We start from the raw sequence: 14,626 nt of genomic DNA on the forward strand, positions 1-14,626 counted from the left end.
CCTCGTTCGTTCCTGAAAACCCGCCGGAGCAGTCATCCGCTCCGGCGCTCAAATCGATTGCCGATCTGTGGATCAGGCAGCCTCGACGGCGAGCTTCTGCGCCTTCTCGACCGCTTCCTCGATCAAGCCGATCATGTAGAAGGCGGCCTCGGGAAGGTGGTCGTACTCGCCGGAGCAAAGGCCCTTGAAGCCCTTGATCGTGTCGTTGAGGTCGACGAGCTTGCCGGGCGAACCGGTGAAGACCTCGGCCACGAAGAAGGGCTGCGACAGAAAGCGTTCGATCTTGCGGGCGCGGGCCACCGTCAGCTTGTCCTCTTCCGACAGCTCGTCCATGCCCAGGATGGCTATAATGTCCTGAAGCGCCTTGTAGCGCTGGAGGATCTCCTGCACCTGACGGGCAACAGCGTAGTGCTCCTCGCCGATGATGCGCGGGTCGAGCATGCGCGAGGTGGAGTCCAGCGGATCCACGGCCGGGTAGATGCCCTTTTCCGCGATAGAGCGCGACAGAACCGTCGTGGCGTCCAGGTGGGCGAAGGTCGAGGCCGGGGCCGGGTCGGTCAGGTCATCGGCGGGCACGTAGACGGCCTGCACTGACGTGATCGAGCCCTTCTTGGTGGTGGTGATGCGCTCCTGCATGGCGCCCATGTCGGTCGCCAGTGTCGGCTGATAGCCCACCGCCGAAGGAATACGGCCCAGAAGCGCCGACACCTCAGAACCGGCCTGGGTGAAGCGGAAGATGTTGTCCACGAAGAACAGCACGTCCTGGCCCTGGTCGCGGAAGTGTTCGGCCACCGTCAGACCCGACAAGGCGACGCGGGCGCGCGCTCCCGGGGGCTCGTTCATCTGACCGTAGACGAGTGCGGCCTTGGATCCTTCCCCGCCGCCTTCCTTGTTCACGCCGGATTCGATCATTTCCCAGTAAAGGTCGTTGCCTTCACGGGTACGCTCGCCGACGCCGGCGAACACGGAGTAACCGCCGTGCGCCTTCGCGACGTTGTTGATCAGCTCCATGATCAGAACGGTCTTGCCCACGCCGGCGCCGCCGAACAGGCCGATCTTGCCGCCCTTGGCGTAAGGCGCCAGCAGGTCGACGACCTTGATGCCGGTGACCAGGATTTCCGCTTCCGTCGACTGATCGACATAAGCGGGGGCCGGCTGGTGAATGCCGCGCCGGGTCTCCGCCTTGATCTCGCCGGCTTCGTCCACGGGCTCGCCGATCACGTTCATGATACGGCCGAGCGTGCCTTCGCCCACGGGAATCGAAATCGAATCTCCGGTGTCCCTCACCTCCTGGCCGCGCACCAGACCTTCGGTGCCGTCCATGGCGATGGTGCGAACCGTGTTCTCACCAAGGTGCTGAGCAACCTCGAGCACCAGGCGATTGCCCTGGCTATCCGTCTCCAGAGCGTTCAAGATTTCCGGCAGGTGGTCTTCGAAGCGGACGTCGACGACGGCGCCGATGACCTGGGTGACTTTTCCGACCTTTTTGTCAGCCATCACGAGTTCCTCGTCTCAAATCCGGTCAGAGCAACCCGCCCCCGAAAGGCATCCCCGAAAGGCGGGCAATTGCTCGTTTCCACTGTGCTAGAGCATCGGTGCCACGTTCACATGAACACGCGATACCCTAAAGCGCTTCCGCGCCCGCAATAATTTCGATCAGCTCGGTGGTGATCTGAGCCTGACGCTGGCGGTTGTAGCTCATCGTCAGCTTGTCGATCACCTCGCCGGCATTACGCGTCGCGTTGTCCATCGCGGACATGCGCGCGCCCTGTTCGGAAGCCACGTTCTCAAGCAGCGCATGGAAGATCTGAACCGAGACGTTGCGCGGCAGAAGATCGCGCAGGATCTCCGGCTCGCCCGGCTCGTATTCATAGATCTCGTTGGCGTGAACGCCCGCTTCGTCCGCTTCCGGCACCGAAGCCGGAATGATTTTCTGTTCGGTCGGGATCTGCGAGATCACCGACTTAAACTGCGCATAGAAGAGGGTGCAGACGTCGAACTCGCCCTTGTCGAACAGGGAGAGCAAGCGCTTGCCGATGTCATCGGCATTGCTGAAGTCGATGGACTTGACGTCCCGCAGCTCGATCGTGTCGATCACCAGTTTGCCATAGTCGCGGTGAAGGATGTCGTAGCCCTTCTTGCCGACGCAGAGGATCTTGACATCCTTACCCTCGGCCTGAAGGCGACGCACCCGCTCCTTGGCGAGCTTCACGATGGAGTTGTTGAAGCCGCCGCAAAGGCCGCGATCCGCCGTGGCCACCACGAGCAGATGGACATCGTCCTTGCCCGTGCCGGTCATCAGCGTCGGCGCGTCCTGGCGCCCTTCGAAGGCGCTCGCCAGATCGGCCAGAACGGCACCCATGCGCTCCGCGTAGGGCTGTGCGGCTTCCGCCGCCTCCTGAGCACGACGCAGCTTCGCCGCGGCCACCATCTGCATGGCCTTGGTGATCTTTTGCGTCGCCTTGACGGAGGCGATGCGGTTTCTAAGATCCTTGAGTGACGCCATAAGCACTCCCGCTCCCGATCCGTGCGGTTATTACGCTGCGAAAGTCTTGGCGAAGTGCTCGACGGCCGACTTCAGCTTGCCGGTCAGTTCGTCGTTCAACGCCTTCTTTTCCCAGATCTCGTCAAGCAGGCTGGCCTGCTCGCCACGCATGTAGGTGAGAAGGCCCTGCTCGAAGGCGCCGACCTTGTCCACCGGCAGCTTGTCGAGATAGCCGTTCACGCCGGCATAGATCACGGCAACCTGTTCCTGCGTCTTCAGCGGCGAGAACTGCGGCTGCTTCAGAAGCTCGGTCAGACGGGCACCACGGTTCAGCAGGCACTGGGTAGTGGCGTCCAGATCGGAGCCGAACTGCGCAAACGCCGCCATTTCGCGGTACTGCGCCAGCTCGCCCTTAATCGGACCGGCCACCTGCTTCATCTCTTTGACCTGGGCCGAAGAGCCCACGCGCGACACCGACAGACCGACGTTCACCGCCGGGCGGATGCCCTGGAAGAACAGATCCGTCTCGAGGAAGATCTGGCCGTCGGTGATGGAGATGACGTTGGTCGGGATGTAGGCCGACACGTCGTTCGCCTGGGTCTCGATGACGGGAAGCGCGGTCAGCGAACCGGAGCCGTGTTTCTCGTTGAGCTTCGCCGAACGCTCCAGCAGACGGGAGTGCAGGTAGAAGACGTCGCCCGGGAACGCTTCACGTCCCGGCGGACGACGGAGCAGCAGGGCCATCTGACGGTAGGCCACGGCCTGCTTGGTCAGATCGTCATAGCCGATCACCGCGTGCATGCCGTTGTCGCGGAAGAACTCGCCCATCGCGCAACCGGCGAACGGTGCCAGATACTGCATCGGGGCAGGATCGGACGCCGTGGCGGCGACGACGATGGAATATTCCAGAGCGCCGTGATCTTCCAGCGTCTTCACGAACTGGGCGAACGTGGAACGCTTCTGACCGACCGCGACGTAGATGCAGTAGAGCTTCTGGTGCTCATCGTCGGACTGGTTCAGCGGCTTCTGGTTGAGGAAGGTGTCGAGGATGATCGCGGTCTTGCCGGTCTGGCGGTCACCGATGATCAGCTCGCGCTGACCGCGACCGACCGGGATGAGCGCATCGACGGCCTTCAGACCGGTCGACATCGGCTCATGCACCGACTTGCGCGGCAGAATGCCCGGCGCCTTCACGTCCACGCGGCGGCGCTCGTCCGATTCGATCGGGCCCTTGCCGTCGATCGGGCTGCCGAGACCGTCGACAACGCGGCCGAGAAGGCCCTTGCCGACCGGAACGTCCACGATGGCGCCCGTGCGCTTGACCGTGTCACCTTCCTTAATCGTCCGGTCGTTACCGAAGATAACGACACCGACATTATCCGCCTCAAGGTTCAGCGCCATGCCCCGGATACCGCCCGGGAACTCGACCATCTCGCCGGCCTGCACATTGTCCAGACCGTAGACGCGGGCAATGCCGTCACCGACGGACAGCACCTGGCCAACCTCGGAAACTTCGGCTTCTTGACCGAAATTCTTGATCTGCTCCTTGAGGATGGCGGAGATTTCCGCGGCCCGAATATCCATCAGCCGACCTCTTTCATCGCAATTTTGAGAGAATTCAAGCGGGTCCGCAGGGATGTATCAATCATCCGGCTGCCGACCTTAACGATAAGACCGCCGATCAGAGAAGGATCGACGGTTGCATTGATCTTCACGTTCTTGCCCACCGCCTTCTTCAAGACGGCCTTGAGGGCATCGACATTCGCATCGCTAAGCTCGGCGGCGGAAACGACACTGGCCGTCACCTCGCCGCGAGAGGCGGCTGCGAGCTCATGGAAACCGCGAAACATGTCGGGAAGCGTGAACAGGCGGCCATTCGATGCCACCAGTTTGACGAAATTGGCGGTCAAACCACCAATACCGGCCTTCTCCAGAACCGCGCCCATGGCGCCGATCTGCTCTTCGGCGGAAAATGACGGGCTCTCGACGAGCCGCATCAAATCTTCGCTTTCGCCGAGAAGCTTCTCTACAGCGGCGATGTCGGCCTCCGTCGCTTTCACCGCCTTCTGCTCTTCGGCAAGGTCGAAAAGAGCGGAGGCGTACCGCTTCGCAACACCTGAGACGAGGGAGTGGTTGTCTGTCACCGTGTCCGTGCTCTGCTGACGCACGTCAAATGCCCACCCAGACGCATTCCCTGGGTAGGGATCTGAATTTAAAGGAATATTTCTGGCACCACGCCCCCTGTCCGAGCCCGCACCGCCAAAGTCGGGCTTCGCATAACATAGTGATGACGGGTGCGCAACATTACCGGTGCCATGGAATAGGGAGAATCACGCCATTCCTCGACCAAAGACGTAGATATCCCCGCAAGACTTCTCCCTGGGGCAGAGCGACGACAAGCTGCTCCCCTTGCGTTGCCGGGGTCCCTCCGCCTGCCTGAAATTTCCCATCACATGAAACTTTGGGGGTCGACATCGACCTGCACACGAATCTGGCCGCGCGGCTTCGGGGCCGCCTCAAGCCAGGCGCGCAGCCAGGCCTGCATGTCGAAACCGCGCACCGTCTGGACGAGAAAACGCTGGCGATGACGGCCGCGCACCAGCGCCAGCGGGGCATCCGCGGGGCCCAGAACCATGACGTGCCGATCGACCAATGTGGCGGCCACGCGCGCGAGCACGCGAGCATATCCTTCCGCCTCGCCGCGTTCGGGCGCAGACACGATAATCGCTGCCAAACGGCCGAAAGGCGGCAGTCCGGCGGAGCGGCGCGCGGCGATTTCCTCCTGATAGAACTGATTGTGATCGCCGGATAAAAGCGCCTGCAGCACTGGGTTTTCCGGTGCATACGTCTGCAGGAAAGCGAGGCCGCCGCCGCCGATACGGCCCGCACGGCCGGTCACCTGCGCCAGAAGCTGGAAAGTCTTTTCCGCCGCCCTCGGGTCGCCGTTGGCCAGCCCTAGATCCGCATCGACCACGCCGACGAGCCGCATCAGCGGGAAATTGTGGCCCTTGGCGACGAGCTGGGTGCCGATGACGATATCGACCTCGCCGTCCTCCACCATCTTCAGTTCCTGGCGCATGCGTTCGGGCGTGGTGAAACTGTCGGAGGAGAGAACCAAACTTCGCGCTTCGGGAAAAAGTTCGTTCACCTCCTCCGCGATCCGCTCCACGCCCGGCCCGCACGCCACCAGCGAATCGGCTGCACCGCAGGACAGGCAGACGTCCGGGCGTCGTTCCTCGTGGCTGCAATGGTGGCAGACGAGCTTGCCTCGAAAACGGTGTTCGACCAGCCAGGCGGAGCAATTGGGACACTGGAACCGGTGGCCGCAATGGCGGCACAACGTCAGCGGGGCATAGCCGCGCCGGTTCAGGAACAGCAGGCTCTGGGCCTTGTCTTCCAGCGCTTCGTTCATGGCGGTGATGAGTTTCGGCGCCAGCCAGTGTCCGTGCTCGGGCCCCTCGTTGCGCATGTCGACGGCGGTCAGCGTCGGCATTTCCGCGCCCGACGCGCGCTCTTCCAGCACGATGCGCTGATAGCGTCCGGCCTCTGCATTCACCCGGCTTTCGACGGACGGCGTAGCGGAGGACAGGATGACCGGAAAATGCGAGAGATGGCCGCGCACCACCGCCATGTCGCGGGCCGAATAGGGCACGCGATCATCCTGCTTGAAGGCTGAATCGTGCTCTTCGTCGACCACGATCAGGCCGAGATCGCGATAGGGCAGAAACAGGGCGGAGCGCGCGCCGACGACCACCTTGGCCTCGCCGAAGGCGATGTCACGCCAGGTCCGCGCGCGTTTTTTGGCCGAAAGTTCGGAATGCCATTCGACCGGCCGCCCGCCGAATCGGGCCTCGAATCGGTCGAGAAACTGGTTGGTGAGCGCGATTTCCGGCAAGAGCACCACAGCCTGACGACCCTTGCGCAACACTTTCGCCACCACCTCGAAATAGACCTCGGTCTTGCCTGAGCCGGTGACGCCGTCGATCAGGGTGACGGAAAATCCGTCCTTGGCGGAGGCTCGGATTTCCTCCACCGCGCGGGCCTGGGCCGGGGTGAAGGTCGGGCCCGACTTTTCCGGATCGAGCTGCGGCAGGCGGGGCCTTGGAAGGGTGACGCTTGCCAGCGTTCCGTGTTCGATCAACCCGTCGACGACGCCGGGACTGACACCGACCTCTCCCGCAAGCGCCGACTTGGTCCAGCCGGTCGGAGTCTCCTGCAAAATATCCAGCACGTGGGCCCGAGCGGGTGTCATGCGCGCGGGCGGATCTCCGGCAAGCGCCACGCCCTTGACCGGCGGTTCCGGCTCCAGCGCATCGCGCACGCGCAGAACCATGCGCAGCACCATGCCGGGCGCCGCCAACGTCCAATTGGCCACCCATTCCACGAATCGGCGCAAATCCTCGGAAATCGGCGGCACGTCGAAGACGCGCTCGATATTGCGCAGGCGCTTGGAATCGATGGAGGTATCGGCCTCGCCGTCCCAGACGGCGCCGATGACCTTGCGCGGACCGACCGGGACCTCGACAATCGAGCCCGGACGCACGTCGACCCCGTTGGGCACGCGGTAGGACCACGCGCCTTCCACGGCCACGGGCACGAGGACCGGGACGATTCGTTCTGGTGGTTCTGGTTCGAAGAGCACGGCATTCAGCGTTTCGAGGTCACAAGTTAGCCGAATCGGGATGCGATTTGCATCCGACTACGTTAAAGCAAGCACGAAAGACCGTCAGGCGACCTTCACCCCGGTTAGCCCAACAGGAGCCCCCGCGCCCATGAAATTCTTCGTCGACACAGCCGACATTGCCGAAATCCGTGAACTGGCCGAGATCAGCCTCTTGGACGGCGTCACCACCAATTCCTCGCTTATCCTGAAGTCCGGACGGCCGTTCAAGGAGACAATCGCGGAAATCTGCGAAGTGGTCGACGGCCCGGTCTCCGCCGAAGTCACCACCACCGAAGCGGATGCGATGATCGAGAAAGGCCGACTGCTCGCCAAGATCGCCGACAATGTGGCGATCAAGCTGCCGCTGACGCTGGACGGCCTCAAGGCCTGCCGCGTTCTGACGGACGAAGGGCCACATGGTCGACGTCACGCTCTGCTTCTCCGCCAACCAGGCGCTGCTCGCGGCCAAGGCGGGGGCGACCTTCGTGTCTCCCTTCATCGGCCGTCTCGATGACCTCGGCGTCGACGGCATGAAGCTGATCCGCGAGATCCGCACCATCTACGACAATTACGAGATGCTCGACACCGAGATCCTCGCCGCCTCGATCCGCAGCGTCGATCACGTCAAGCAGGCCGCCCTCATCGGCGCCGACGTGGCAACGATCCCGCCCGCCGTTCTCAAGAGCCTCGTCAAGCACGCACTTACCGACAAGGGCCTGGAACAGTTCCTGGCCGACTGGGGCAAGACCATTCTGTAAGATCGGTTCGATCCGCACGTTTTCAAAAGCCGTTGGCGCTCCCGGGTGCCAGCAACTTTTTGATGCGCGACGGAAAGTGAAGCGGCGGCTTCAGGGCGTGTGGCCCATCCTTCGAGACGGCCCTGCGGGCCTCCTCAGGATGACGTTATCGTGGGGTTGGTTCGCTGAAATCCCAGCAACACCCACAACGTCATCCTGAGGAGGTCGCGCAAGCGACCGTCTCGAAGGATGAGCCGCAAGCTCCGCCCCCTCCCCCATCACACCCCGCTCAGACCTCTCTGCTCACCTCCAGTTCCAGCAGGGCCTCGATGAACCGCGCGGTGAGATCCGCAAAGCGCATCCGGTCCTCCTCGCTCCACTTCGCCAGCAGGTGCTCCAGCCGTTCAAGCCGCACGTCACGCATGGCCGCGCATTGCGCAATGCCGTGCTCGGTCGCCTCGAACAGCGCGCTGCGCCCGTCGGCGGGATTGGCGCGACGGCGTGCGTAGCCGTTCTTCTCCACTGCCGCGATCTGACGGGTCACCGTGGAATGGTCGAGGACAAGTTCGCTCGCCAGCTCGCCACTGGTGCGCGGGCCGTCAAGCAATCTCAGCATCAGCAGATAATGCGCCCGCTCCATCGGATAGTCCCGCCGGCGGTAGATGCCGTCCAGCATGCGCACCAGCAGCGCCAGATCCGGCTCCAGACGGAGGATCGCAGGCGAAACTGCGTCGTCACGGCTGGACAGTTCAGGGGCGTTCGGATCAGGGACGGTCGGGTCGGTGGGAGAGCTCATGCGGTCGTCCATTTCATTTTTATTTGTATAGTACAACTTGATTGTGCGCGAACATCGGGTAAGTTCCGCGTCTCCACCAATTCTCCTATTCCGGATCTGCCCAGATATCTTCCCCCGCCCATCGCGATGCGGAGACGGCCTCCGCCGCGCCGTCGTCAACCGCCAGTTTCTTCGCCCAGCCCAAGGCTGTCTGGGCAACGACGTTTGCCTGTGTCGTCGGCTTCATTTCGATCGGTCTCGTCGACCCGATCCTGACCTCCATCGCCACCGGCCTCAACGCCTCCGCCAACCAGGTCTCGCTGCTGTTCACCAGCTACTTCCTCGTCACTTCGGTGGTGATGCTGGTGACGGGTTGGGTTTCCAGCCGGCTCGGCAGCCGCCTGACGCTGATCCTCGGCGCGGCGCTGATCGTCGTCTTCGTAGGGCTTGCGGGCACATCGAATTCGGTGCTCGAACTCGTCAACTTCCGCGCCGGCTGGGGCCTCGGCAACGCTTTCTTCGTGGTCACGGCGCTTTCGGTCATCGTTGCGGTGGCGCGTGGGGGAACGGGCTCGGCCGTGCTGCTCTACGAGGCAGCCATCGACCTCGGCCTTTCCGTCGGACCGCTGATCGGGGCGGCACTCGGCGCCCATTCATGGCGCTGGCCGTTCTTCGGCACCGCGACGCTGATGGCGATCGGCCTCATAGCCATCCTGATGTTCCTGCCCGACCAGCCGAAACCCGCAAGGAAGGTCTCGCTTACCGCGCCTGTCCGCGCGCTTGCGCATCCGGGGCTGTTCACGGTCTCGCTCTCCGGTTTCTTCTACTATTACGCCTTCTTCACGGTGCTGGCCTTCGCCCCCTTCGTGCTGAACATGTCGGCCCATGCGGTCGGGCTGATCTTCTTCGGCTGGGGACTGCTGTTCGCGGTCTTCTCCGTCCTCGTCGCGCCACGCGTGGAGGCCCGTTTTGGGCTCCTGCCGGTGATCTACACCGCGCTCGCCATCCTTGCCGTGCTGCTCGTCGTGATGGGCGTGTCCGCGCCGGGCGTCGTCGCCGTCTGCGTTGTCATCTCCGGCGCGGTGATAGGGCTGATCAACACCTATTTCACCGAGCTTGCGCTGGAGGTTTCCGATGTGCCCCGCCCGGTGGCATCGGCCGGATACAACTTCCTGCGCTGCTTCGCCGGCGTCATCGCTCCCTTCCTAGCGCCGACGATCGCGGAGCATGTCGGCGTCACCGCCACCTTCGCCGTGGCGGCCATCGCCGCTCTCATCGCACCGGCGATCATCCTTGTGCGGCGGCGCACGATCATCGCCGAGCAGGCGGCGGAGCCGGGCGAGATCCGTCCCGCGACAACGGTGCTGGCCGCCATCGACGGCACGTCCGCCGATCTTCCCGTGATCGCCCGCGCCATCGAGATCGCGCGCCCGCTGTATGCGGAAATCCTCGCTATCCACGTGCGCATGAGCGAGGTCTTCGCAGAAGGCGGCGCGGAGATCGAAGCCGCAGCAGACGCCGAGCGCGCCGTCGCGGCCGCCCTGAAACGCATCGCGCAGGCCGGGCTCACCGGGCGCGGCAGATCCTGAAGGCGGCGGCCGGTGCCGCTCCCCGCCAGGTTTCGGCGCAAGCCTGCCACCATGGCGTGCGCTATCTCGTTCTGGGCGCCCCGCATACGGGCGGTATCGGTGATATGGTCCACGGCTCCTTCACCGTCGCGATGGCGAGCGAGGCGGGATCAGGACCGGAACTGGTGATCGTGCAGGGCGAGACGGATGGGCGGGACAGGCAGGCCGCCCCCGGTTCGGCGGTCCCCGTTCCCTCGGCCTGAAGCAGGCGGTAACGAGAGCCGGCTTGTGATGCGCGTGGAGCTTTGCGACCCTTGTTCGACATTGAGTCGCATCGAGATCGCGCATCACCATGAACCAGATTGAAGCCCCCCTCGTTATCGCCGAACCGGCGCTCATGCGCCTGGTAGCGCAGTGGCTCGACCATCTGGGCTCGGAGCGGCGGCTCGCCGACAAGACGCTGACCGCTTATGAGCGCGATGTCAGCCAGTTCCTCTCCTTTCTGACTCTGCATCTGGGCGGTGCGCCCGGTCCGGATGCGATCGCGCGTCTCACGCCCGCCGATATCCGCGCCTTCTTTGCCCGCCGTCGGATGGACGGGGCGGGTGCGCGCACGCTGGCGCGCGGTCTGGCGGGCTTGCGCTCCTTCCTGAGCTATCTGGAAAAGCAGGGCCTCGCCAATGCGGCGACGATCCGGGCAGTGCGCGCCCCGCGCCAGCCCAAGACGCTGCCCAAACCGCTGACGGCGGACGAGGCCGCACGCGTGGTCGATCCGGGACAGGCCCTTGAGGAGGAGCCGTGGATCGCGGCACGCGATGCCGCCGTGCTCACCCTGCTCTACGGTTGCGGTCTGCGTATTTCGGAAGCTCTCGGCCTGACCAGGGCGGAGGCGCCGACCCACGAGACTCGAACGCTCAGGATCGTCGGCAAGGGCGGCAAGGAACGGATCGTGCCGGTTCTGCCGGTCGTGGGCGAGGCGGTGGAGCACTATCTGGAGATCTGCCCCTTTGCGATCGACGCCGACGGCGCGCTTTTTCGCGGCGCGCGCGGAGGGCCGTTGAACGCACGGATGATCCAGCTCGCCATGCAGCGCCTGCGTGGGGCGCTCGGGCTGCCGGACACGGCGACACCGCACGCCCTGCGCCATTCCTTCGCCACGCATCTTCTGGCGGGCGGAGGGGATCTCAGGACCATTCAGGAACTGCTCGGCCATGCCAGCCTGTCGACCACCCAGGTCTATACCGGGGTCGATACGGAGCGCCTGGTCGCGATCTATCGCAAGGCGCATCCGCGCGCCTGAAGCCAGTATCACGGACACGAGGTCCTTTTGACGTCGTAAGGTTTGCGTAAACCCCGGTAATTTAAACTAGTGGTAATCGCCGCCGTTGAGGCGGCATGCCAAGGGAGAAGACCCTCATGTTCGGGACTTCGCTAACTAAGCCGGCTAGCCTGTTTACGGCAGCGACGCTCACCTTGGCCGGCTCGATCTCGACTGCTTGGCTGATGTGGCCGGAACCGACGGAAGCCGAAGCCATCGCTTGTTTCATCGAAGAGACGGGCACCTGGGTCAATCCGCATGCCCGGACAAGGGATGTCAGCCGTATCCAGGTCGAATCCCAATGCAAGGGCAGCAGGTTTGGTTCACCGGGTGCGCGTGTTCACCAAATGCGCCCCGCGGGATTGCACCTGGGGCTGGGGCTGGACGGAAGGCTCCAAGCGTGGCAACGGCCATTTCGTCGCCACTTTCTCCACCTTCTCCGCCTATCGGCATGTCGACATGTTGGTGCAGGGAGACCGTACGCGCGTCTCGGTGACCTACGACTTCCACAACGACCGCAAGCCGAACGTGCTCGCGACCTACGGACTGCGCCGCGACGACGAGGGCGCGGCGCTCATCCGACGGCAGCAAGTGCGAGAACACATTGGCGTGAGCCTCTTTCGCGCGCGGATGACGTTGCGTTATCTGCTATCATGTGACAATTCGTCCCAGAGACCGGAGAATCTCATGTTTCGCACCGCGACGCTCGCGACCCTGACTGCCGCTTTCGCCCTTTCGACCTCTCTCGCCGTCGCCTGCCCCTATTCCAAGATCCAGCAGACGACCGAGGCCCCGAAGCCGAACATGTCGACGGCGGCGGATGCCACTGTCGGCGCATCGATCGCCACCCATGACGGCACGGTCAAGTCGTCTGCCGAGGACGACAAGGCCCCCCCCCCCAGAACTCCGGCTGCATTGCGCCCCGGCACGACATTTCGGGCGTGAGGTGGATATCTCACGTCCCGGTCATCGTTTTCTATCTCACCTCGACGGCGCGGGGATAATCGTCGGGATCACCCCCGCGTGCTGTCATCCGAATTGCTGATCGCCTGAACGATCGGGGCGTTATTTCACGCCCGGCGTGCCGTCGAACTTCTTCTCGAGACTGTCCCAGCAATCGATGTAATTGTCCTGCAAGGGCGCCTCGTTGGCGGCAAAGCCCGTCAGGTGCTGGGGAAAGCGCGTCTCGAACATGAAGCTCATGGTCTCGTCGAGCTTTTCCGGGCCGAGATCGGCGTTGGAAGCGCCCTCAAAAGCGTCCCGGTCGGGGCCGTGCGGCAGCATCATGTTGTGAAGCGACATGCCGCTGGGCACGAAGCCCTGCGGCTTGGCATCGTAGACGCCGTAGATGTTGCCCATCAGCTCGCTCATGATGTTCTTGTGATACCAGGGCGGGCGGAAGGAATGTTCCGCCACCATCCAACGCTCGCGGAAGGGCACGAAATCGATATTGGCCGTGCCCGGCTGACCGGAGGGCGCGGTGAGCACGGTGAAGATCGAGGGATCGAGGTGATCGAACAGAATCGCGCCGACGAGCGAATAGGTCCTCATATCGCACTTGCAGGGCGCGTAATTGCCGTGCCAGGCGACCACGTCGAGCGGCGAATGGCCGATCTGCGTCGCATGGAAGGCGCCGCACCATTTCACCACCACCGTGCTTTCGACCTCCCGGTCCTCAAAGGCGGCAACGGGGGTCTTGAAGTCGCGCGGATTGGCCATACAGTTGGCGCCGCTGAGACCTCGGCCGGGCAGATCGAATTTCTGGCCGTAATTCTCGCAGACGAAACCGCGCGCCGGACCTTCCAGCACCTCCACCCGATAGATAAGCCCGCGCGGCAGGATGGCGATTTCCTTCGGCTCCAGATCGATCACGCCGAGTTCCGTGGCAAAGGCAGGCGGCCGGACTGGGGCACCACCAGCAGCTCTGAATCGGCGGAGAAGAAGTACTCGTCCTCCATGGAGCGGGTGACGAGGTAGATGTGCGCGGCCATGCCGACCTGGGTGTTGACGTCACCGGCTGTCGTCATGGTGCGCATGCCGGTGATCCAGGTCAGCGGGGCATCCGACATCGGCACCGGATCCCAGCGATACTGGCCGAGGCTGATCACGTCCGAATCGACATTCGGTGCGCTCTGCCAGTAGGGCACGTCGATCTTCTTAAACCGGCCGGTATGCTTGACGGAGGGACGGATGCGATAGCACTAGGTCCGCTCGTTCTGGCCGCGCGGGGCGGTGAACGCCGTACCAGAAAGCTGCTCGGCGTAGAGGCCGTAATTGCGTTTCTGCGGGCTGTTCTGGCCCTGGGGCAGTGCACTGGGTAGAGCCTCGGTCTCGAAATCGTTGCCGAAGCCCGGCATGTAGGCGGCATGCGGACCCTGGGTCGCTTGCGGCGTCGCCCTGGCAACGGTGTGGAGTTCGTTCATGGCCCTGGCCTCCCTCGACCTTCGTGAAACGTCACTTTCAGAGCATCGCCTGTAACGCCCTGTCCTTCCGTTACGAAATGTCCTATTAGTTGTAAATGTAACTAGCAAGATGGACGAATCAATGAAGCCACGACTGTAGCCTTGCTCCTCGGGAGCACCGGAGGAAGAGGCGGATTTCGATTTGAAGAGTTTCCTGCCCTACCTGCTCAACCAGGCGGGGATGTCGTTCCAGCACATCTACAAGGCGCGTTACGGCATGCTTCGGACGGAATGGCGGGTTATATGTTCCATCTCGGCCGTTACGGCCCGATGACGGCCAAAGCCATGGGCGCGCACGCGCATGCACAAGACCAAGATCAGCCGCGCTGTCGGCGCCCTTGAGGCGCGCCGCTATCTCACCCGCACCGAGCTTGAAAACGACCACCGTCTGGAGCGGCTGGAACTGACGGCTGCGGACCGCAAAGCCTACGAGGATCTCTCCGCCCATGCCCGTGAACATGATGCGGACCTGATGGCGCTTTCTCGCCGCAGGAACAGGACGTTCTGCGGCGGTGTTTGCGACAGCTTGCGGGGTTTTGAGGAAAAGAGCACCGGGAAGGGCGCATGCGAAACAAGGGGCCCATCCTTGAAGACGGCGCGTAGCGCCTCCTCAGGATG

12 protein-coding genes and 2 pseudogenes are annotated in these 14,626 nt (G+C 63.5%); 6 read left to right on the top strand and 8 right to left on the bottom strand.

Annotation, left to right across the window (positions count from 1 at the left end; genetic code table 11):
• Positions 1 to 72 precede the first annotated feature (72 nt).
• From atpD to QNJ43_RS09980, 5 genes are all read right to left on the bottom strand, one after another.
• Positions 73 to 1,497, bottom strand: coding sequence for a F0F1 ATP synthase subunit beta (atpD, locus tag QNJ43_RS09960; RefSeq protein WP_300469576.1), 1,425 nt, complete (start codon positions 1,495 to 1,497; stop codon positions 73 to 75).
• 127 nt (positions 1,498 to 1,624) lie between these two features.
• On the bottom strand, positions 1,625 to 2,506 hold the full coding sequence (locus tag QNJ43_RS09965; RefSeq protein WP_300469578.1) for a F0F1 ATP synthase subunit gamma: 882 nt from the start codon (positions 2,504 to 2,506) through the stop codon (positions 1,625 to 1,627).
• Positions 2,507 to 2,536: 30 nt separating this feature from the next.
• The gene (atpA, locus tag QNJ43_RS09970; RefSeq protein WP_300469579.1) at positions 2,537 to 4,069 is read right to left on the bottom strand and encodes a F0F1 ATP synthase subunit alpha; all 1,533 of its coding nucleotides are present in this window, start codon (positions 4,067 to 4,069) and stop codon (positions 2,537 to 2,539) included.
• Positions 4,069 to 4,629, bottom strand: a complete 561-nt coding sequence (locus tag QNJ43_RS09975; RefSeq protein WP_300469581.1) for a F0F1 ATP synthase subunit delta — start codon at positions 4,627 to 4,629, stop codon at positions 4,069 to 4,071. The genes atpA and QNJ43_RS09975 overlap by 1 nt, the downstream gene beginning before the upstream one ends.
• A 305-nt stretch (positions 4,630 to 4,934) precedes the next feature.
• Positions 4,935 to 7,127: a primosomal protein N' gene (locus tag QNJ43_RS09980; RefSeq protein WP_300469584.1), complete on the bottom strand. Its 2,193-nt coding sequence runs from the start codon at positions 7,125 to 7,127 to the stop codon at positions 4,935 to 4,937.
• A 130-nt stretch (positions 7,128 to 7,257) separates the two neighbouring features.
• Between QNJ43_RS09980 and fsa the strand changes: the two are divergent.
• A pseudogene (gene fsa / locus QNJ43_RS09985) lies at positions 7,258 to 7,906 on the top strand (fructose-6-phosphate aldolase).
• A gap of 268 nt (positions 7,907 to 8,174) precedes the next feature.
• On the opposite strand, the gene QNJ43_RS09990 reads toward fsa, so the two are convergent.
• The gene (locus tag QNJ43_RS09990; RefSeq protein WP_300469586.1) at positions 8,175 to 8,681 is read right to left on the bottom strand and encodes a MarR family transcriptional regulator; all 507 of its coding nucleotides are present in this window, start codon (positions 8,679 to 8,681) and stop codon (positions 8,175 to 8,177) included.
• 85 nt (positions 8,682 to 8,766) lie between these two features.
• The gene (locus tag QNJ43_RS09995) at positions 8,767 to 8,991 is read right to left on the bottom strand and encodes a hypothetical protein (RefSeq protein WP_300469588.1); all 225 of its coding nucleotides are present in this window, start codon (positions 8,989 to 8,991) and stop codon (positions 8,767 to 8,769) included.
• Here QNJ43_RS09995 and QNJ43_RS10000 point away from each other — a divergent pair.
• The 4 genes from QNJ43_RS10000 to QNJ43_RS10015 all read left to right on the top strand — a co-directional run bounded on the left by QNJ43_RS10000 (position 8,942) and on the right by QNJ43_RS10015 (position 12,491).
• Positions 8,942 to 10,249, top strand: a complete 1,308-nt coding sequence (locus QNJ43_RS10000) for an MFS transporter (RefSeq protein WP_300469615.1) — start codon at positions 8,942 to 8,944, stop codon at positions 10,247 to 10,249. The genes QNJ43_RS09995 and QNJ43_RS10000 overlap by 50 nt on opposite strands.
• Before the next feature lie 56 nt (positions 10,250 to 10,305).
• Entirely contained in the window at positions 10,306 to 10,491 is a 186-nt protein-coding gene (locus tag QNJ43_RS10005) for a hypothetical protein (RefSeq protein ID WP_300469591.1), read from the top strand.
• 89 nt (positions 10,492 to 10,580) lie between these two features.
• Positions 10,581 to 11,528 (top strand): tyrosine recombinase XerC, encoded by a 948-nt coding sequence (locus QNJ43_RS10010; RefSeq protein WP_300469593.1) that lies wholly within the window; start codon positions 10,581 to 10,583, stop codon positions 11,526 to 11,528.
• A gap of 354 nt (positions 11,529 to 11,882) precedes the next feature.
• Positions 11,883 to 12,491, top strand: coding sequence for a hypothetical protein (locus QNJ43_RS10015; RefSeq protein ID WP_300469595.1), 609 nt, complete (start codon positions 11,883 to 11,885; stop codon positions 12,489 to 12,491).
• Between the two features lie 120 nt (positions 12,492 to 12,611).
• On the opposite strand, the pseudogene hmgA reads toward QNJ43_RS10015, so the two are convergent.
• Positions 12,612 to 13,969: pseudogene (gene hmgA, locus QNJ43_RS10020) on the bottom strand (homogentisate 1,2-dioxygenase).
• Positions 13,970 to 14,309: 340 nt separating this feature from the next.
• On the opposite strand from hmgA, the gene QNJ43_RS10025 reads away from it, so the two are divergent.
• Positions 14,310 to 14,626, top strand: a 317-nt coding sequence (locus tag QNJ43_RS10025; RefSeq protein WP_300469597.1) for a MarR family winged helix-turn-helix transcriptional regulator, incomplete at its 3' end; no start/stop codon positions are given.

The organism is Breoghania sp., from assembly GCF_030066895.1.
In the GTDB taxonomy this organism is placed as follows: domain Bacteria; phylum Pseudomonadota; class Alphaproteobacteria; order Rhizobiales; family Stappiaceae; genus Breoghania.